The sequence below is a fragment of the Brevibacillus sp. FIR094 genome, assembly GCF_050477165.1.
Classification (GTDB): Bacteria; Bacillota; Bacilli; order Brevibacillales; family Brevibacillaceae; genus Brevibacillus.
In genome coordinates, this window is record NZ_JBEAES010000005.1 from 135,494 (window position 1) to 158,739 (window position 23,246).

General features: G+C 48.6%; 1 protein-coding gene. It reads right to left on the reverse strand.

Features of this window, described 5'->3' with window-relative positions; genetic code table 11:
• Nucleotides 1-29: 29 nt before the first annotated feature.
• Nucleotides 30-23,243 (reverse strand): linear gramicidin non-ribosomal peptide synthetase LgrC, encoded by a 23,214-nt coding sequence (lgrC, locus tag ACQ5DJ_RS05895; protein ID WP_429841614.1) that lies wholly within the window; start codon nucleotides 23,241-23,243, stop codon nucleotides 30-32.
• Between the last annotated feature and the right edge of the window lie 3 nt (nucleotides 23,244-23,246).

Below are 23,246 nucleotides of genomic sequence, written 5' to 3' on the forward strand. Positions count from 1 at the left end.
GTTTGACGCCTCTATGCATTTCGTATTCATTACTTGTCTTGGATGAGATCAAGTAAGTCGGCAATCTCTTCATCATCCCAACCGAATTCGGACAGATCACTTGTAGTTGGTGTTGCGGTCTTCTCCGTCTGACCTAGCTCGATCAATTGACGTAGCGCGTTTACGTAGTAATCCGCCAAATCTTTGACCGTTTCTTTGAGATAAATCTCTTCACTGAAGGCGATCGTGACAATCAATTGTCCCCCAACGACGGAGCTACCGAAATCCAGTAGGTGCTGACGTTCTGAGTTACGATTAAAGTTGTCGCCTCTTGCTTCGTTTGCAAAGCCAAACAAGGATTCTGTGTCATCGACTGCCTGATCAAGCTGACCGAGGTAATTGAAGCTAATCTCTGCTTTTGGCAAAGACTTGAACTTTTCAGTCATTTTTTCGTTCAGGTAGCGGAGAATTCCATAGCCGATCCCCTTGTTCGGAATGCTACGCAGTTGTTCTTTGGTCGTTTCTAGCGCTTCTTTGAGAGAGGTAGTTCCCCTCGTATCCAAGAGGATGGTATACATGCTCGTGAACCAGCCCAAGGTACGGGACAGATCGACATCGTCGAAGAGCTCTTCACGTCCGTGTCCTTCTAAATGGACGAGGGAGGTTTGATTTCCAGTCCAGACGAAGATCGCTTCTGCCAATGCGGTGAGCAAGACGTCATTGATCTGAGTTTGGTAGATCGAAGGCAATTCCTGTAAGAGCACTTTGGTTTCTTCCTGCGTAAGTGCAACAGAAACCATCTTAGCGGTAAGCTCTCGGTTCTTCCCGTTCTCATAATCTTTTGGCAGCGCGTTTACTTCTGTATCGAGGCTGCTTAGCCAATAATCGGCTTCCTCTTGCAGGCTGTCCGATTGAGCGTACTCCTTCAATTTTTCAGCCCAATACTTGTAGGAGCTGGTCTTTGGCGGCAGTTGCACCTGCTTGCCATACAGCAGTTGGGTGCTGGCCTTACTCAAGTCTTCCGTGATGATGCGCCAAGACACACCATCGACTGCCAAGTGGTGTATGACGATTAGCAAGCGTCCTTCCAGTTCACTGCCCAAATCGAAGTAAACGGCACGGAGCAACGGACCCTCCGAGAGATGCAAGCTTGCCTGTGCTTCCTCCGAGATTTCCTCAATTCGCTTCACTTGCTTTTCATACGGCAAATGACCCAATTCCTCTACGGTAAATGGAATGATATCAGTCCACTCATCGTTGATTTGCTTCCATTTTCCATCTTGATGGTAGAAGCGGAGGCGGAGGGCATCATGATGTCCGAGCAGGTGATAGAAAGCTTGTCTCAAAATTTCTGGATCGATCGGTTTGACAGTGAAAAGTACAGATTGGTTCCAGTGGTTGCGATCTGCCAATTTTTGCTCGAAGAACCAGCGCTGAATCGGCAGGAGTGGTACTTCCCCTGTGACAATGCTTTGCTCGGCGAAAATGTTAACCGACTCCCCGATCGCATGTGTCAACTCGGCAATCGACTGATTTTCGAACAAGAGCTTTGGTGACAAGCGGATTCCAGATTGGGCTGCGCGGGCCACAATCTGAATGCTTAGAATCGAATCACCACCGAGTTCGAAGAAGTTATCGTGAATGCCGACTTGCTCTACTCCTAGAACCTTTTTCCATATTTCGGCCAATACTCTCTCGACAAACGTGTCTGGTGCAACGAACTCTCCATTACTCACTCTGTATTCCGGTATAGGTAATGCACGACGGTCTACTTTGCCATTTGGAGTGAGTGGCAGAGCATCCATGATTACGAATGCGGCTGGTACCATGTACTCCGGCAGTACTTCTTTGAGGTAGCTGTCGAAGTTGCCAGCTAGATCCTCTCCCCCTACTTCTAGCACGACGTACGCGGCCAGTCGTTTCACACCTGGCACATCTTCACGGGCAAGAACTATCGTTTCTTTGACAGAAGGGTGAGTGTACAGGGCGGTTTCAATCTCGCCCAGCTCGACACGGAAACCACGGATACTCACCTGATCGTCGGCACGACCGATAAACTCGATGTTGCCGTCCGGCAGATAGCGGACAAGGTCTCCTGTGCGGTACATTTTTGCCCCTCGAATGTGAGCGAACGGATTTTCGACGAAGCGTTCTTGTGTTAGATCAGGACGTTTTAAATACCCGCGACCCATGCTGTTTCCTGCGATGTACAGTTCGCCTGCAACACCGATCGGCACCGGTTGCAGCTTTGCATCAAGAACGTATACTTGCACATTGGCGATTGGTCGTCCGATTGTTGGTGCAGCTATCTGACCAGCTTGTACAGGAACGATGCCTGCTGTAGCTACGACCGCATTTTCCGTTGGCCCATACTGATTTACCAATGTAAATGGCAGATGAGCCGATGGATAGTGATGCAGTTTGTCACCGCCTGTCAGCATGTAGCGCAAATCTGAATCGGTCGGCCATTCAACAGACATCAAGCTCTCTGCTAATGGCGTTGGCAGGAAGCTGATGGTGATTCCTGAGTCGACGAGCCAATCACGCAGTTTTTCTGGTAAGAGACGAATCTCTTCTTGTGGCAGATACAACGAAGCTCCAGCCGTCAGATACGGCCAGATTTCCCAGACAGCAGCATCGAAGGCTGTTCCGGCGATTTGTGATGCTTTATCTTCTGGTGTGACGTTGTAAGCGTGCTGGTGCCAATAGATGAGATTCAATAGAGCGCGTTGCTCGATTTCCACTCCTTTTGGTGTTCCGGTAGAACCGGAGGTGTAAATGACATAAGCGAGATTGTTCGTTGTCGTCGTGATTTCGGGTGATTCCGTGCTCTCACTGGCAATCAAATCCCAATCGATATCGAGACAAATAAACGTTGCTTCACCTGTTGGCAATGCTTCAAGCAAGCGCTCTTGGGTCAATACGATGGGCATGTTCGTGTCATCCATCATGAAGGCAAGGCGCTCCTTTGGATAAGATGGATCCATCGGAACAAATGCGCCGCCTGCTTTGAGAATCCCTAGTTGGCCGATAAGCATCTCGACGGACCGTTCGACGCAAATACCAATGAGAGTCTCTGACGTAACCCCCTGTTGTTGCAAGTAGTTCGCCAGTTGATTCGCTTTCGAATCCAGCTCTGCGTAGGTGAGCGAGCCTTCCTTAGAGGCGACTGCCAGTTGATTCGGCATTTTCCTTGTCATTTCGGCGACTAGCTCGTGTACTGTCTTTTCATATGTGTAATTTGCAGCTGTGTTGTTCCACGCAGTTATAAGCTGTTCACGTTCATCCGGACGAAGCAATGGTAGAGCCATGATCGATCGATCAGGTTGGGCGGCGATTCCCTCCAGTACATGATGGAAATGATTTACCATTCGCTCCATCGTTGTTTGATCGAACAAATCTGTATTGTAATCAAACGTAGCGATCAGGCCGTTTGGCGTTTCTGCCATAGTCAAGCTGATGTCGTATTTGGACATCACTTCTTGGCTTTGGCTTTCAAACGGAGCAATCTGAATGCCCTCCAGTTCATGCGTCTGCATTGTGAAGTTTTGCAGAGCGAACATGACTTGATAGAGCGGCGAATAGCTTAGGCTACGTTCCAACTCCAGTTCATCTATTAACTTTTCAAAGGGCAGGTCTTGATGGGTATATGCTTCCAGTGCAGACTCGCGCACTCTTGCCAATAGTTCACGGAAGGTTGGAGCGCCAGACATATCGGTTCTCATCGCCAGCGTGTTGATGAAGAAGCCAATTAATGACTCTGTTTCTTGTCTATTGCGTCCAGCAACCGGACTTCCGACGATAATGTCGTCTTGACCGCTGTAGCGATGAAGCAGGATTTGGAATGCCGCGAGCAAGGTCATAAAGAGCGTGGCGCCTTCTTGTCGGCTGAGCGTGTGTAATTTTTCCACAAGCTCAGTTGGGAAACTCGTCGTGTATAAGGCTCCATGATATGTCTGTACAGGTGGACGCGGACGGTCTGTCGGTAAGGCCAATAGTGGCTCACTGCCACTCAGTTTGGCTTTCCAGTATGCGAGTTGTTGCTCCAGCGCCTCTCCTTGTAGCCATTCACGCTGCCAAGCTGCAAAGTCTGCATACTGTAGTGGCATATCGGTGAGTTGCGGCGTCTCTTCCTTGCAGAGCGCTTCATAAATCGCAACCAGCTCTCGTATGAAAATGTTCATCGACCAGCCGTCAGATACGATATGGTGCATATTTAGCAGGAAGACGAAATTCTCTTCGCCAATCTGGATGATCGTGGCCCGCAGTAACGGTCCTGTACTCAGGTCAAATGGCTTGGTTGCCTCTTCTCTCTCTAGGCGATGTACCTGGGTGTCACGCTCTTCTTCTGGCAGATCACGCAAATCAATCTTGCCCATGTTCCACGCGATTTCTGGGTGAATGACTTGTATCGCTTCCCCGTTGATGTCAGTGAAGGTTGTTCGCAAGCTCTCGTGTCGTTCGATGATCATCTGCAAACTGCGTTCCCATGCATGTATGTTGAGTTGTCCTTGCATCCGCATGGCAGACGGGATGTTGTACAATGCGCTGTTCGGCATTAAGCGATCCAGGAACCACAAGCGTTGTTGTGCAAATGAGAGCGGTAGATGCTGGTCGCGAGAAACGGGTGCGAGTGGAATGCTGGCAACCTTTGATTTGGCTTCCAGTAGTCCGGTTAACTTTTCGCTCATTTGTGCCACGCTAGGATTTTCGAACAAGGCACGGAGTGGTACTTCCACACCAAATGTTTCTTTCAGGCGGGAAACAGTTTGGGTAGCTAAGAGCGAATGTCCACCCAGTTGAAAGAAGTCATCGTGGATTCCAATACCCTCAACGGAAAGAACCTGCGACCAAATATGGGCAACGATTTCCTCTGTCGGTGTACGCGGTGCCACATATTCCTCCTCTGTCTCCCCTTGTCCCCAATCCGGTGCTGGAAGGGCGCGGCGATTTGCTTTCCCATTGACCGTGAGTGGAATCTCTGCCATCCATACGTAACCTGTAGGAACCATGTACTCCGGTAGGGTCTCTTTCAGGTAGTGGATAAGCTCAGCATCACCCGCTTGTTGTTCGTTTGTTGCAACGAGATAAGCCGCCAAACGCTTGTCTCCTTCTCGATCCTCACGCACAATAACGACGACATTTTGAACGCCTGGATGCTGTCTGAGTCTATTCTCGATTTCGCCCAGCTCGATTCGATAACCACGAATTTTGACTTGGTCGTCGATTCGTCCGAGGAATTCGAGCTCCCCGTCTTCCTTATAGCGAACCAGGTCCCCAGTCCGGTAGAGGTGTTCTCCTTCCTTGCCGAACAGATGATTAATAAAGCGTTCTTTCGTAAGCTCAGGACGATTCCAGTACCCTCTGGCTATTCCTTTTCCACCGATGTACAGTTCGCCTGGTACACCTATTGCCACAGGTTGCTGGTATGCATCCAGTACATACACTTCCACATTGGCGATAGGTCGGCCGATTGATGGATTTTGGCCGTTATTCTCACAACGTACGAGAGTAGCCGTGACGGTTGTTTCTGTTGGCCCGTAGCAGTTAAAGAACTGGCGATCCGTGGCGTGACGGGCAACAAGCTCACGACTTAACGCTTCCCCACCGACAATCAGAGTCTTCAGGTCTGGCAAATCTGCTTGTGGCAAGGCCGATGCTACAGAGAAAGCCATTGTCACAGTCGTAATGCGTTGTTCCTGCAGGACTTGGATCAACTCCGGACCAGGTAAAAGTGATTCGCGATCCTCAATGACGAGCGTGGCACCAGCGAGTAGGGCCATAGCGATCTCGGAGACAGAAACATCAAAGCTAAATGATGTGAATTGCAAAACCCGGCTCGTCGGATCGATTTGGAACGTATGGATTAGGGCATGTGTCAAGTTGATAACAGAGTGGTGCTCGACCATTACTCCTTTAGGCAATCCGGTTGATCCAGACGTATAGATGACGTAGGCGAGATGATGCTCATTGACGCCGCTATCCACGTTTGTGGTAGGCTCATCTGCCAGTTCATCGCTATCAAGGCAAATGACCTGTTTAGAATGAACTGGTAACATGTCTTTCAGCGATACTTGCGTCAACAAAATGTTCGCTTGCGAATCTTCGATCATGTAGGCAATGCGATCTTGCGGATGCGCTGGATCAATAGGCACATATGCAGCGCCTGCTTTCATCACACCGAGGAAAGCGATGATCATCTCAAAAGAACGCTCGACGCAAATGCCAACTAGCTTATCCGGTTGTACACCGCGTGCAATCAGCCTGTGTGCCAACTGATTTGCACGGTTGTTTAGCTCGGCATAGGTCAACTCCATCTTTTTGTAGACGAGTGCAATAGCATCAGGTGTCTTTTCCACTTGTTTCTCAAATGCCTGATGTATGCAAAGCTGGGTCGGATAATCCACGCTTGTGTCATTCCATTCGACTACTACCTGCTGGAGCTCGCTTTCACTGATCATCGACACCTCTGCGAGGCACTGTTCAGGTTTTGCCATCATGGATTCGAGCAAGTATGACATCTGGTGCAGGACACGTTCGATATTTTCAGACGCGAATCGGCTTTGGTCGTATTTGATCTTAAGGATGAACTCTTTACCCGGACCGCAAACGACGGTGATTGGATAATTCGTTTGTTCCATCGTCTCCACGTCAGATAACTGCAGCTGATTATGTTCATCTTTTACCGATTCACCAATCGGGTAGTTCTCAAAAATGAAGATGCTCTCGAACAGGGCAACATTACGCGCTAGTTCACTCCAGCCTTGGATGTCAACCAACGGTGTGTACTCAAACTGGCGAAGTTCGACTTGATGTTCTTGAATCTCGCGTAGCCATTCCCGCACCGATTTGTTCGCATCGATCAAAACACGAATTGGCAGGGTGTTGATGAAGAGACCTACCATTCCCTCTACGGTAGGCAGATCAGCCGGACGACCGGAAACTGTTGCACCGAAGACGACATCATCCGTTGCGCCGTATCGGCTCAGGATGAGAGCCCATGCCCCTTGGACAAGCGTATTTAATGTCAACTGATGTGTACGGACAAAGGCTTGCAAACGCGAAGTCATTTCTGCCGATAAACGAATTTCTTTCTCTTCGTACACTTTCGGCAGATTTTCCCTGCCGCCTGAGTGGTTACTCATCGCTAATGGTGTAGACTCGTGGAAGTCTTTAAGCTGTTCACGCCAAAAATGTTCGGCAGCTTCCAAGTCTTGGCGCTGTACCCAATCGATGTACGCAGAGAATGGTTGGACGAAGTTGTACGAAACCTCTCTATCTTCTGCTATGGACACATAAGCACTAAACCAGTCTTTTAGTACAATGGGGACACTCCAACCATCAAGCAATACATGATGAAAACTCCAAGTGAAGCGGTAAATTCCATCACGTAAGTGGAACAGTGTCCAACGCATGAGTGGTGGTGAAGCAATCTCGAAATTCCGTCTACGGTCAGCTTCTAGATAGTGAGCCAGCTCCGTTTTTTGCTGCTCCGTCGTCAAATGACGAAGGTCGATCTTTTCTACAGATGCTTTTACTTGTTTGCGTACAATCTGATGAGCCTCTAAACCTTCCCAAACAAAGTAGGTACGTAGAATCGGATGACGATCCACTACCTTTTGCCACGCCTGCTCAAACGCATCGACGTGCAAGCCCTCCATCGTCATGGCAAAGTGAACAATATAGTCTCCCCCCTCTTGCTCGTACAGGGAGTGGAACAGCATGCCACCTTGCAATGGACTGAGTGGATAGACGTTTTCGATCAGGCGATCCTGTCCCAGATGCTTATCGATAGTACGTTGATCCATTCGCGCTAGAGGGAAGTCAGATGGCGTATAGCCGCCTGCTTCTTCGGACTGGCAGTGCGCAATGATCTCGCGCAAAGCTTCCAGATAGTTGCAAGCAAGCTCTTGAATCGTGCTTTCCTCGTGAATGTTTTCGCTATATATCCATGTGACATGGAGTTGTTCTCCGGTTATGACACTATTTACATCAATCAGGTGTTGACGTATGGTGTCTTTCCCTAGATTGGAGCCTCTTGATTCTTGCGCCATGCCAAATCTCGATTCGGCTTGAACGATCTGATCAAACTGTCCGAGGTAGTTGAAGCTGATTTCTGGTTTCGGCTTTTCACCTAGGAATTTTTTCAACTCCTCATCCTGACTGAGGTATCGGAAAATGCCGTATCCGACACCTTTCTTTGGAATGTGACGAAGCTGTTCCTTGACTGCTTTTAAAGCGTCACCCCACGGCTTCGAAGGTTCAATCGAAAGCTGTACCGGGTACATGCTCGTAAACCAGCCAACCGTGCGAGATAAGTCTGCTCCTTCGATAATTTCCTCGCGTCCGTGCCCTTCCAGATGAACGGAAACGATCTTTTCACCTGTCCAACGATTCATTGCTTTAGTTAAAGCGGAAAGCAACACATCATTGATTTGCAGGCGGTAAGGCGAAAGCGTATCTTGCAACAACGCGCGAGTTTCTTCAATGGTAAGCGCAAGACTGACTTGTTTGGAGGTTGCATCTGTGTTTTGACTTGGCTCGAAGGCACGGTCAATTGGAAGTGGACTCACTTCATTGCTCAGGCCCAACCAGAACGCTTTTTCTGGCTCGAACGCTTCGGAATTCGCATAGGATTGCAATTGTTCTGCCCATGACTTGAATGAAGTCGTCTTCGCTGGGAATTGCACCTCTTGATCGTTTACAAGTTGCTCGTAAGCAGTTTGCAGATCCTCTAGCAAAATGCGCCAGGACACACCGTCTATCACCAGATGGTGGGCAACAATCAGCAGACGACCAGGTTGGTCCGCTCCAAGATGGAAGTAGACAGCTTGGAAAACGGGTCCCTCACTCACATGTAGACTTGATTGCACCTCGCTTGCGATTTGTTCCAGACGATCGGCGTGTTCTGCTTCTAGAACAGCGGACAGGTCCACACTACGGAATGGAATGGTCTCAGGACGTCCCTCCATATGTTGGGTCCAGCCTTGCTCCGTTTGGTTATAACGCATACGTAATGCGTCATGATGTGTGAGCAAACTCTCGATGACACGCTCTAGAACAGTCAGGTCAACGGGTTGTTGAACCGTCAAAAGCAAGGATTGGTTCCAATGATGGATCGACGGTTGTTCAGTCGTGAAGAACCACGATTGAATTGGCGTGAGCGGCACCTCTCCCGTCAAAACGCCTTGTTCTGCTTGGATTTTTCCTGTTTGTATGCCGCCAGTCGCTGCTACGACACTTGCCAGCTCCGCGATGGTTTGATTTTTCAAGAGCTGTTTCGGTGTCAAGCGAATTCCAGCCTGATTGGCTCGAGAAACAATTTGGATACTCAAGATGGAGTCTCCACCCAGTTCGAAAAAGTTGTCATAAATACCAATCTTGTCAATGGCTAGCACTTTTTTCCATATGTCTGCAAGCGTAGCCTCAATAGCAGTTGTCGGAGCTGCAAAACCGGCTTCTGTTTCTCTGTGTAATAAATCAGGAACAGGCAATGCTTGTCGATCTATCTTACCGTTTGGGGTCAGCGGCAGGTTACCCATGATCACAAATGCAGCTGGCACCATATACTCAGGCAGCTTTTCCTTTAGATAGCTACGGAAGTCACTTGCTTGAATCTCTTGTTGTTCTCCAAGTACGACGTAGGCAGCGAGTCGTTTTACGCCCGGAATATCCTCACGTACGAGTACGATGGTTTCATTTACCGCTGGATGCGTGTACAGAGCCGTTTCAATTTCACCCAGTTCGACCCTGAATCCTCGAATGCTCACCTGATCGTCTGCACGACCAATGAAATCTATGTTTCCATCTGGCAGATAACGAACCAGGTCTCCAGTTCGGTACATGCGCGCTCCCGGTTTTTGTGAGTATGGATTGGCTACGAACCTCTCTTTGGTTAGATCAGGGCGGTTCAGATAGCCCCGCGCCAAGCTGTCTCCTGCGATATAGAGCTCTCCGGCTACACCAATCGGCACTGGTTTTCGCTTTTCATCAAGGACGTATACCTGAACATTGTCTATTGGACAACCGATTGATGGTGCGAATACATGAGTAGCTTCTGTCGGAACGATACCTGCTGTGGCGACAACCGCGTTTTCAGTTGGACCGTATTGGTTCACAAGAGTAAACGGCATTGTGGCTGGTGGGTAATCATGTAGCTTGTCGCCCCCTGTGAGCATGTAGCGGAGCTTCGTATTGATAGGCCATTCCAAGGTAAGCAATCTTTCCGCCAATGGCGTTGGCAAAAAGGTGATCGTGATACCCGATACAACAAGCCAATCTCTGAGTTCCTCAGGTACAAGACGAATTTCTTCAGATGGGAGATAAAGTGTTGCTCCCTTTGTTAGGTACGGCCAGATTTCCCAAACAGATGCATCAAAGGCGGTTCCTGCGATTTGGGAAGCTCGATCATTTGAATTTACGCTGTACGACCGCTGGTGCCAGGAAATGAGATTTAACAAGGCGGCATGTTCGATCTCTACCCCTTTTGGCGTTCCAGTAGAGCCAGACGTATAGATGACATACGCTAGATTCTCCGTTGTCATTGCCATGTTCGGTGCCTGACTGCTCTCTTCCGAAATGATAGGCCAATCACGATCCAAACAGATGAATGATGCAGTTCCTTCCGGCAATCGCCCTAACAGTCGTTCTTGGGTTAAGACAACTGGCATATTAGCATCTTTCATCATGAAAGCCAGACGCTCTTGTGGATACGCCGTGTCCATTGGGACATAAGCACCGCCAGCTTTGAGTATTCCCAATTGACCGATGAGCATATCAATGGAACGTTCTACGCAGATACCGACAAGTGTTTCGGAGGATACTCCCTGTTTTTGCAGGTAGTTCGCTACCTGATTCGCTTTGGCATTCAGTTCTGCATAGGTGATCTGCCCTTCTTCGGAAACAACTGCTAATTGATTTGGCAACTCTTGTGCAATCCGTGCAACCCTTTCATGCACGCATGTTTCACGTTCAAAAGGTACATTCGTATCATTCCATTGAAGGAGAAGTTGCTCCTTTTCCCTATCGCTCAAGAGAGGTATGGCTGTGATCGGTTGTATCGGATTTACTGAAATTGCCTCCAGCAGGTTGGCAAAATGGTTCCCCATGCGCTCGATCGTTGCTGGATCAAAAAGATCGGTGTTGTACTCGAATGTTGCGATAAGTCCATCAGGTGCTTCTACGGTGGTCAAGGTGATGTCAAACTTAGCGCTTACGCCCTCCTGACCTCTGTGGAAGGGCTCGATGCGAATCTGTGACAATTCTTGTACTTCCATCGGGATGTTTTGCAGTACGAACATCACTTGGAACAACGGTGAGTAGCTTAGGCTTCGTTCCAGCTCCAGTTCATCTACCAGTTTTTCAAACGGCAGGTCTTGATGCGCATAAGCTTCCAGTGCGGTCTCGCGTACTTTTGCAAGCAAGTCTCGGAAAGTTGGTTCCCCAGACATATCCGTACGCATTACCAAGGTGTTAATGAAGAAACCAATAAGTGACTCCATTTCCTGTCGATTACGTCCTGCAACCGGACTTCCGACGAGGATGTCTTTTTGACCACTGTAGCGATAGAGCAGGGTCTGAAAGCCAGCTAGCAAGGTCATGAATAAGGTTGATCCCTCTTCACGACTGAGCGCTTTTAGATCGGCAAGCAGTTTTTCTGGAAGCCGAATCGTATGCATCGCCCCATTATGGCTCTGTACCGCAGGGCGTGGACGATCTGTCGGCAATCTCAGAAGTGGTTCTGCATCGCCTAATTGATTTTTCCAGTACGCCAATTGTTGCTCCAATACCCCACCTTGTAACCAATTTCGCTGCCATGTGGCATAGTCTGCATATTGCAGCGGCATTTCGGTAAGCTGTGGTGTTTCTCCAGCAGATAACGCTTCGTAGATAGAGACTAACTCACCCATGAATACACTCATGGACCAGCCATCCGCAATGATGTGGTGTAAATTGAACAAAAATACATACGCTTGTTCATCCATACCAATCAGTTTTGCGCGCAATAACGGGCCTTGGTTCAGATGAAACGATTGTTCTGCATCTTCTATGGCGAGACGCAATGCTTCCAGTTCTCGCTCTTCTTCATTCAAGTCTCGTAGGTCGATTCGTCCCAGGTTCCACTCGATCTTCGGGTGAATGACTTGAACTGCTTCTCCATTGATATCGGAAAAAGTTGTTCGCAAGCTCTCATGACGTTGGATGATCATCTTGAGACTGCGTTCCCACGCCTCGACGTCTAGCTCACCATTCAGACGAACAGCAGATGGGATGTTGTATACGGAACTGTCTGGCAACAGCTTGTCTAAAAACCACAAGCGTTGTTGCGCAAACGAGAGCGGCAAGCGTTCATCACGCGACACAGGCACGAGCGGAATGTCAATGAGACCCGCTTCCCCTTGTAACAATGCCGAAATTTTTTCGCTAATCGCAGCCGTTGTCGGATAATCAAACAGCGTACGAAGCGGCATGTCTACGCCAAAAGCTTGACGCATACGGGAAATCGCTTGGGTAGCTAGGAGGGAATGTCCCCCTCGTTCAAAGAAATCGTCGTGAATCCCGACTTGCTCAACGGAAAGCACCTGTGTCCAAATGTTAGCCACTATTTCTTCTGTTGGTGTGCGAGGTGCGACATACTCTTGTTGTATGGTTAAAAGTCCCCAATCCGGTGTAGGCAGTGCCCGGTGGTCTACTTTCCCGTTGACCGTAAGCGGAATAGCCTCCATCCAGACTATGCCTGCTGGTATCATGTAATCTGGCAATGTCTCTTTCAGATAGAGAGCGAGCTCCTCTGTAGCTGGCTTCTCTTCACCCATTGCAATCAGATAAGCAGCCAAACGATTTTCTCGTACGGTAATGATCGCTTCCCGAATCGCATCGTGCTTTCTCATTGCGTTTTCGATTTCGCCTAATTCGATGCGGAAGCCGCGAATTTTCACCTGATTATCGATACGTCCGAGGAATTCGAGGTTACCGTCTTGCAGATAGCGCACCTGATCGCCTGTGCGATAAAGACGTTCGCCTTCCGTTCCAAACGGATGAGCGATAAAGCGTTCCGCTGTAAGCTCTGGACGATTCCAGTAACCGCGTGCCAAGCCTTTTCCACCAATGTACAGCTCACCTGGTACGCCTATAGGGACAGGCTTCAGATTGGCATCTAGTACGTAGATGGTCGCATTGGCGATGGGGCGGCCAATTGGCGTGTTCGTCAGATTCGTATCCATCAGCATGAACGTGGTGCCGACGGTTGCCTCCGTTGGTCCGTAGCAATTGAAAAATTGACGATGATTTGCATAGCGAGTGATGAGCTCATAGCTTGGCGCTTCGCCACCGATCACTAATGTTTTCAGATCAGGTAGGTCGGCGTCAGGTAATGCCGCAAGTACAGCGGGCACCGTCATCACTGTTGTGATTTGTTTTTCTTGCATGACAGAGATGAGTTCAGGGCCTGGCAAGAGCATTTCCCGATCCTCGATGACTAAGGTCGCACCCGAAATCAATGCCATGACGATCTCAGCTACAGATACGTCGAAGCTGAACGAACATAACTGCAAGACACGGCTAGACGGCTGGACTTGGAACAAGTCGATCAGGTAATAGGCCATATTCATCGCACTATGGTGTTCGACCATTACGCCTTTGGGCAAGCCAGTGGAACCAGATGTGTAAATGACATAAGCAAGATTTTGTTCTGTCATCCCAGTTACTGCATCGTCTACAGGTTTATTCTCCAGAACATTACTATCAAGGCAAATTACTTGAGCCTTCGTTGTAAGCAAATGGTTTGCCAGAGATTGCTGGGTCAACACGATGTTTGCCTGCGAATCCTCGATCATGTAAGCAATACGCTCTAGCGGATGTGCCGGGTCGATAGGAACATAGGCGGCACCTGCTTTCATGACACCGAGAATCCCGATGATCATCTCAGGAGAGCGCTCGATGCAAATACCGACGAGTGTATCTGGTTGCACGCCTTGGGCAAGGAGATTATGCGCCAATTGGTTCGCTCGCTGGTTCAGTTCGGCATACGTCATTTCCATCTCTTTGTACATGAGTCCGATCGCATCTGGCGTCTTTTTTACTTGGTGCTCAAAGGCTTGATGAATGCAAAGCCCGGTTGGATAATCCACCTTCGTTTCGTTCCACTCGACCAAAACCTGCTCTTGTTCGATCCCGCTAATCATGCGCACATCAGCCAGAAGTTGATCAGGATTTGCTGTCATCGATTGGAGTAGGAGATTCATTTGCTCTAGGACACGTTCGATACGTACATGATCGAATCGGCTTTGATCAAAAACGATTTTGAGGACAAATTCTTTGCCAGGCCCACATACTACGGTAAGTGGATAGTTTGTTTGCTCCGCAGAGTCAATATCAGAAATCTGAATACGGTTGTCCACTTCTTTTACAGACTCGTCAATCGGGTAGTTCTCAAAGATAAAAATACTTTCGAACAGAGAGGTGTTACGCTCGAATTCGCTCCAACTCTGGATGTCAACCAGCGGCGTGTACTCATATTGGCGAATCTCCAATTGCATTTCTTGCAATTCACGCAACCATTCCCGAACGGTTTTGCTTGGATCGAGTGTGATTCGAACTGGAAGCGTATTGATGAACAGACCAACCATATTTTCTACACCGTGCAAATCGGCTGGACGTCCTGAACCAGTTGCTCCGAATACGACATCTGCTTCACCACTGTACGCTCCGAGGATCATGCCCCACGCACTTTGTATGAAGGTGTTCAGCGTTACCTGATGCTGACGGGCAAATGATTGCAGATGTTCGGTAAACTCGGGCGAGAATCGGATAAGGCGCTCGTCGTATGTTTTTGGTTCACCAATGGATTGGAGAGCTTGTCCGAGATTGATTTGTGTCGGCCCGTATATCCCTTTCAAATGGTTGCGCCAGAAGCGTTCCGCAGCTTGCAAGTCTTGACGCTGGATCCACGCAACATACTGGGAAAAAGGCTGTACAGCCCCAAGCTGAATGTCTCTGCCATCTGCTAGCGCTAGATAAGCGGCAAACCAGTCTTTCAGGACGAGCGGCAAGCTCCAACCGTCCAGTAATACGTGGTGGAAGCTCCAGATAAAGCGATACGCTTCGTTGCTCATCCTGAACAAAGTCAAACGCATGAGAGGTGGTTCTGTCATCGAGAAGTTCCGCCTACGATCCTCTTCCAAAAATGCATCTAACGTTGCTTTCTGCCTATCAGTCGGTACATGTCGCAGATCTCTTTCATCAACTGTCACCCGTACGTGCTTGCGGACAATTTGATGTGGATTGACTACTCCATTCCAGATAAAGGAGGTACGCAGAATAGAATGACGATCGATGACTTTTTGCCATGCTTGTTGGAGTGCATCGACTTGCAAATGATGGAGCGTCATGGAGAATTGAACTACATAGTCTCCGCCCTCTTGTTCGTACATTGAATGGAAAAGCATTCCTTCCTGCAACGGCGTCAGTGGATATATGTTCTCGATGGCGTGATCTCTACCCACATAGGTGTCGAGTGTACGCTGATCCAGACGAGATAACGGGAAGTCAGAAGGAGTATAGCCCCCCGCTTCTTCGGAGCGGCAATGTGCCATAATCTCACGCAAGGCGTCCATATAATCACGAGCAACTGCTTCCACCGTATTTTTCTCGTGGATGTTTTCGTTGTAAAACCAAGTGATATGCAGTTGTTCTCCGGAAATGACGCTGTTGACATCGATTAAATGCGCGCGAATGGAATCAGGTGCAAGATTCGAGCCTCTCGATTCAGCAGCCATGCCAAACGTAGCGTTTGACGAAACTACCTGATCAAACTGGCCGAGGTAGTTGAAGCTGATCTCTGGCTTCATTCGAGACTTCAACTGCTCTTTCAGCTCGTCATCCTGACTTAAGTAGTGCAGAATACCATAGCCGATTCCATTTTGCGGAATGGCTCGAAGCTGTTCTTTGACCGCTTTCAGCAATTCACTCCACGGTTTCGTCTGATCAAGTGTTAGCTGTACAGGATACATACTCGTGAACCAGCCAACGGTGCGGGATAAATCTGCTCCTTCCAAAATATCCTCGCGTCCATGCCCCTCGAGATGGAACGATAACGTCTGCTCCCCTGTCCAACGGTGCATCGCTTTTGTTAAGGCAGTGAGTAATACATCGTTTATTTTCAAACGGTAAGGAGAAAGTGTTTCCTGCAACAGGGCACGAGTTTCTCCTGTATTTAAAGAGAATGTTACTTGTTTGGTTGTCGCTTCCGTGTTCTGACTCGGCTCATAAAAGTGATCAATCGGGATCGGGCTTACCTCATGATCTTGTTTGAGCCAGTACTCTTTTTCTTGCTGGATGGCGTCCGAATTGGCATACTCGACTAATTGCTCTGCCCACATCTTGAACGAAGTCGTCTTTGCTGGCATTTGTACGTCTTGGCCGTTTGCTATTTGATCATAGGTATGTTGCAGGTCCTCCAGCAAAATACGCCACGATACACCATCAACAACTAGGTGGTGAATGACGAGCAACAGTCGGCCAGCTTGCTCTTCGCCCATGTGAAAGTACACAGCTTGTACGACGGGACCTTTTGTGATACTTAGGCTCGCTTGTATTTCTTGGGAGATTTCCTCCAGCCTGGACTCCTGTTCCTGTTTCGTGAGGTTAGATAGATTCACGCTACGGAATGGAACGTTCTCTTCAAGACCTTCCATCATTTGTGTCCACATAGCGTCATGATGTGAAAAGCGCATTCGCAACGCATCATGATGGGCCAGTAGGCTTTCGATTGTTTGCTCCAGCACAACAAGGTCTACTGGTTGCTGAACAGTCAGAAGTAACGACTGATTCCAGTGGTGCAGCGACGGTTGATTGGAGTCAAAGAACCATTTTTGGATGGGAGTGAGCGGTACAATTCCAGTAACAGTGCCCTGCTCATTTTTCCATGTTGTATCTGTTGTTTGGCTCAAATCAGTAACAACGCGTAGCAATTCTGCAATGGTTTGATTTTCAAAAAGTTGCTTGGGTGTGAAACGAATTCCGGAATGATTGGCCCTTGCGACAATCTGGATACTGAGAATGGAGTCGCCGCCCAATTCGAAAAAGTTGTCGTAGATGCCGATGTTCGCAACACCCAGTACACTTTTCCAGATTTCCGCCAATTTCATTTCCAGTTCCGTTGCAGGTGCTACATAACCGCTATCCGCCTCATTTCGGGAATAGTCAGGGATTGGTAGCGCCCGGCGATCCACTTTTCCGTTTGGTGTCAGCGGGAAGCTGTCCAACTTCACGAAGGCGGATGGGATCATGTACTCTGGCAACTTATCCTTGAGATAGGATCGCATCTCGATGTGATTAACCTCTTTTTCTTCTGCAAAAACGAGGTAGGCGGCTAGGCGCTTATCTCCAGGAGTCTCCTCTCTCACCATGAGTAATGTTTCTTTTACAGCCGGGTGGCTCTGCAACACCGTCTCGATTTCGCTTAGCTCAATGCGGAAGCCGCGGATTTTTACCTGGTTGTCGATCCGACCGATAAACTCAATCGTGCCATCAGACAAATAACGAACCAAGTCACCAGTACGGTACAGGCGAGAACCTCCTTGTGGGTCAAACGGATTCTCCACAAACCGTTCTGCGGTTAACTCCGGATTGTTCAAATAGCCAAGAGCGAGACCATCTCCGCCGATATATAATTCGCCTGCTGCACCCAGAGGGACAGGTTGTTGATGTTTGTCCAATACGTACACCGTAGTATTGCTGATCGGTTGGCCGATTGGGAAGGAGTTGACGCCTTCTGGAAGCTCCGTGACGGGATTGCAGCAAGTAAACGTCGTGTTTTCCGTCGGGCCATATCCGTTTATCACCGTGATACCGTCAAGCAAAAGTACCTTGCGTACATGTGACGCGGAGACAACATCCCCACCGACAAGTAGTTGGCGCACACCGCGCAAGTACTCCACTTTGTGGTCAACCATGACCGTAAACAGACCAGCCGTCAGCCAAAGTGTCGTCACCTTGTGATTCTGAATCGTCTCTCCCAGTTCATCGAGTGACGGCTGATGTGGCGGCATCAACACCAGCTTCGCTCCGTTTAACAGCGCCCCCCAAATTTCAAAGGTAGCAGCATCAAACGATATGGTAGAGGATTGCAGAAATACGTCCTCTTCCGTAATGGTCACGTAGTTCGTGTTTTTGATCAGGCGAACAATCCCGCGATGGACGACCAGGACTCCTTTTGGTGTACCGGTTGAACCAGATGTGTAAATGACGTAGGCGAGGCTGTCAGCGGTTATCTCTACTTGGGGTGCAAGTGTGCTTTCTTTTGTCCATTTTTCCCCAGCATGGTCGAGAGAGAGAATGGTAAGCTCTCGTTCTTGCCAATTTTCAGACAAATGCTCCTGAGTCAATAAAATGGAAATCTGGGCATCTGCCAGCATGAAAGCAAGGCGCTCTTGCGGATACGCAGGGTCGAGTGGCACATACGCTCCACCTGCTTTGAGAATCCCGAGCATACCAACAAACATATCTAACGAACGCTCTACGCAAAGTCCGACAAAAGTACCCGTTTCTACTCCTTGCTTTTGCAAGTAGTTGGCAAGCTGATTGGCTTTTGCCTCCAACTCGGCGTAGGTCAACTGTTCTTCCCCCGCAACGATAGCGATACGATCTGGATATTGGGCCGCTGTTTCGGCAAACAGTTGTGAAACGGTTTTATCCCGAGGATAGTCGCTCGTTGTGTTGTTAAGCTCTACCACCTGTTGATTTCGTTCGCTCTCCCTCAAAAGATCAAGTTTTTCAATCGACTGTTCTGGTTGGGCGATGATAGCCTCAAGTAGATTTTGCAAATGTCCAGTCATTCGCTCTATCGTCGATCTGTCAAACAAGTCTGTATTGTACTCAAAGGAAGCCACAAGTCCGTCTGACTGCTCTCTCATTGTCAATGTGAGGTCAAACTTGGAAGTCGTCAAATGTCGCTCAGAATCCAATGGTGTGAGCTCAATGCCAGACGTTACTGCTTCCTCCAGCGGGAAGTTTTGCAGGACAAACATGACCTGGAACAACTGCGAGTAGCTGAGGCTACGCTCTAGCTGTAGCTCATCGACCAATTTTTCAAAAGGTAAATCTTGATGTGCATATGCCTCCAAAGCAGTTTCGCGAACGCGTGCCAGTAATTCTGTAAATGTTCCGTCTCCTGTTACGTTGGTTCGGAGTACCAAAGTATTGACGAAGAACCCAATCAAATTCTCAGTTTCTTGACGATTGCGTCCAGCTACGGGACTTCCCACAACGATGTCTTCTTGACCACTATAGCGGTATAAAAGGATTTGGAATGCAGCCAGCAACGTCATAAACAAGGTAGAATTGGACTCCTGGCTAAGTACTTTCAATTTACCGAGCAAGTCCGCAGAAAAGGTCTTGGTGTAAATGGCTCCTTTATAGGATTGCACAGCAGGGCGCGAACGGTCTGTCGGCAGTGCGAGAAGTGGTTCTGCTCCACTCAGTTTTTCTTTCCAATAAGTAACCTGTTGTTCTAAGATTTCGCCTTCCAGCCATTCACGCTGCCATGAGGCAAAATCCGCATATTGAATCGGCAGCTCTGCTAGCTCTAGTGTTTCTTGTTTACTGAAGGCTTCATAATTGGCAAGCAATTCGCGATAGAATATGCCCATCGACCAACCATCAGAGATGATGTGGTGCATGTTGATCAAGAAGACATATGCGTGATCATCTGTTTGGATCATCGTCGCGCGTATCAGGGGTCCTTGTCCAAGAGAAAAAGCTCGGGCCGTCTCGGCTTCAGCCAATTGCTCTATCTTTTGTTCTTTCTTTTCAGCTGATAGATCGCATAAGTCCAGAATGTCCATTTTCCAGTCCATATGCGGATGAATCACTTGTATGGATTGTCCGTCTATTTCCTGGAATGTGGTACGCAAGCTTTCGTGCCGCAAAATGATCGCCTGTAAGCTCTTCTCCCATGCCACTACGTCGAGTTCGCCTTGCAAGCGAAGGGCAGATGGGATGTTGTACATCGGACTTTCTGGCATGAATTGATCAAAGAACCACAATCGCTGTTGGGCAAAAGACAACGGCAGATTACTCTGTCTTGACACAGGCTGAATCGATCCACCTATCGCTTTTCTCTCTCCCGAATGAAGTGCTGCTCCCTGTTCACTCCATGCTGCAATGGTCGGATGTTCAAAAATGGAGCGCACCGTCTGCTCTATTCCAAACGCCTCTCGTAGGCGTGAAATGACTCGTGTCGCCAAGAGTGAATGTCCACCCAGCTCGAAAAAGTTATCGTGAATCCCCACTTTTTCGACTACAAGCACCTGCGACCATATGTTGGCAATCAGCTCTTCTACCTGATTGCGCGGTTCCATGTAGCCTTTTTCGGAAGCTGGATTTGTCCATTCCGGTTCCGGCAGTTGTTTGCGATCGATTTTACCATTTGCTGTCAAAGGCATCGCATCAAGGAAAATATAAAATGATGGCCTCATGAATTCTGGTAACTTCGTTGTTGTCCATTCACGCAAATCAGAAGTTTCGAGCGTGTTATCTCCTGAAACGGTAAGATACGCCGTTAAATGCTTCTCGCCCGGCTTCATCTCACGGACCATGACGACAACTTCGTTCACAGACGGATGCAAGCCGAGTGCTGCTTCCACCTCACCTAATTCGATGCGGAAGCCGCGAATTTTTACCTGATTGTCGATGCGACCGATAAACTCAATCGTGCCATCAGGCAAATAACGAACCAAGTCACCGGTACGGTATAAGCGAGAACCTCCTTGTGCATCAAACGGATTCTCCACAAAACGTTCTGCGCTTAACTCCGGATTGTTCAAATAGCCAAGAGCGAGACCATCTCCACCTATATATAATTCGCCTGCTGCACCCAGAGGGACAGGTTGTTGATGTTTGTCCAATACGTACACCGTAGTATTGCTGATCGGTCGGCCGATCGGGAAGGAACTGACGCCTTCTGGAAGCACCGTGATGGGATTGCAGCATGTAAACGTCGTGTTTTCCGTCGGGCCATATCCGTTTATCACCGTGATACTGTCAAGGGAAAGTACCTTGCGTACATGTGATGCGGAGACAACATCCCCACCAACAAGTAGTTGGCGCACGCCACGCAAGTACTCCACCTTGTGGTCAACCATGACCGTAAACAGACCAGCCGTCAGCCAAAGTGTCGTCACCTTGTGATTCTGAATCGCCTCTCCCAGTTCATCGAGTGAAGGTTGATGTGGCGGCATCAACACCAGCTTCGCTCCGTTTAACAGCGCACCCCAAATTTCAAAGGTAGCAGCATCAAACGATACGGTAGAGGCTTGCAAGAACACGTCCTCTTCCGTAATGGTCACGTAGTTCGTGTTTTTGATCAGGCGAACAATCCCGCGATGGGGAACCAGCACTCCTTTTGGTGTACCGGTTGAACCCGATGTGTAAATGACGTAGGCAAGACTGTCGGCGGCAATCTCTACTTGGGGAGCAAGTGTGCTTTCTTTTGTCCATTTTTCCTCAGCATGGTCGAGATAGAGCATGGTAAGCTCTTGTTCTTGCCACTTTTCAGACAAATGTTCCTGTGTCAATAAATTGGAAATCTGAGCATCTGCCACCATGAAAGCAAGGCGCTCTTGCGGATACGCAGGGTCAAGTGGCACATACGCTCCACCTGCTTTGAGAATCCCGAGCATACCAACGAGCATATCTAATGAGCGTTCTACGCAAAGCCCGACAAACGTACCCGTTTCTACTCCTTGCTTTTGCAAGTAGTTCGCAAGCTGATTGGCTTTTGCCTCCAGCTCGGCGTAGGTCAACTGTTCTTCCCCCGCAACAATGGCGATACGATCTGGGTATTGGGCCGCTGTTTCGGCAAACAGTTGTGGAACGGTTTTATCCCGAGGATAGTCGCTCATGGTATGGTTTAGCCCAACTAGTAGATGCAGTCTTTCTTCTTGACTGAGAAAAGAGATAGAGGACAGACGTTGTTTCGGATTCTCGACGATTGCTACAAGAATGGATGCCATTTGGTCAAGTGTCCGTTCGATTGCCGCCTGCTCAAAGCGGTCTGTCCTATATATCATTTTGATGCTAAATTGCTCGCCCGGAATCCCGACAATCGTGAGCGGATTATCGACTTCTTGGAAGTGCTGTACCTGAGAGATGGAAAATCCGAACTCCTTCTCGTCCCCTTCTCCCAGCGGATAGTTCTCAAATACGAAAATACTTTCAAACAGTGGTAGTCCACGGGGTACATCCGTCCAGCCCTGGATGTCTACCAATGGAGAGTATTCATATTGTCGGACTCTAGATTGCTGGTCCTGTAACTCTTTGAACCACTGATCCAACGTTTGCTCAGGATCGATGTTCGTTTTCATCGGCAACGTGTTGATAAACATTCCGATCATCTGCTCTACACCTGGCAGATCACTTGGACGCCCGGAACCAGTTACCCCGTATACCACGCTTTCTTCTCCGCTCAAACGGCTGAGGAGAATGGCCCATGCCCCTTGCACGATGGTATTGATCGTAACCTTATAAGTTCGAGCTAATTTTAAGAGGTCTTTCGAGACTTCATTAGTCAAGGCTCGAGTCGATTCATGTACCCCTTTTTCCTGCTCTGAACCTCTTAAGGGAGAAGATTCAAAGGGAAGAGGCGTGGGACTCTCGACGGACGCTAGGAACTCGCGCCAGAACTTTTCGGACACCGTCTTGTCCTGACGGCGAAGCCAGGAGATATAATCTTTGAATGGCTTTGGCTGTGGAAGTCTCAAGTCCTTGCCTTGGCAGTACGCTTCATAGAAATCGAGGACTTCTTGAAAAAGAATCGGGCTGCTCCATCCATCCAAGAGCAAATGGTGGAAGGTCCAGATGAACTGGTGCACATCTTTGGCCTTTTTGATGACAGTGACTCGCATGAGTGGGGCTTCGCTCAAGTCGAAGCCCTCCTCTTTTTCTTGTTGCAAAAACGATGTCAGCATGGTTTCTTGCTCTTCACTGGTGTGATGTGACCAGTCATCCTGTTGTATGGAAAAAGGAACACTTTCGAAGACGACCTGAAGCGGCTTCTCTACCTCTTCCCAAAGGAATCCAGTACGCAAAATGGAATGTCTTTGAACCACTTTATTCCAGGCTTTTTCAAAGTTGACGATATCGAGCTCGCCTGTAAGAATGGCAATGTTCTGCACCATATAAGCTGAACCCTCAGAGTACAGCGAATGGAACAACATCCCTTCTTGCAGCGGGGATAAGGTGTATAGATCAGTAAAATCCCCCATTGG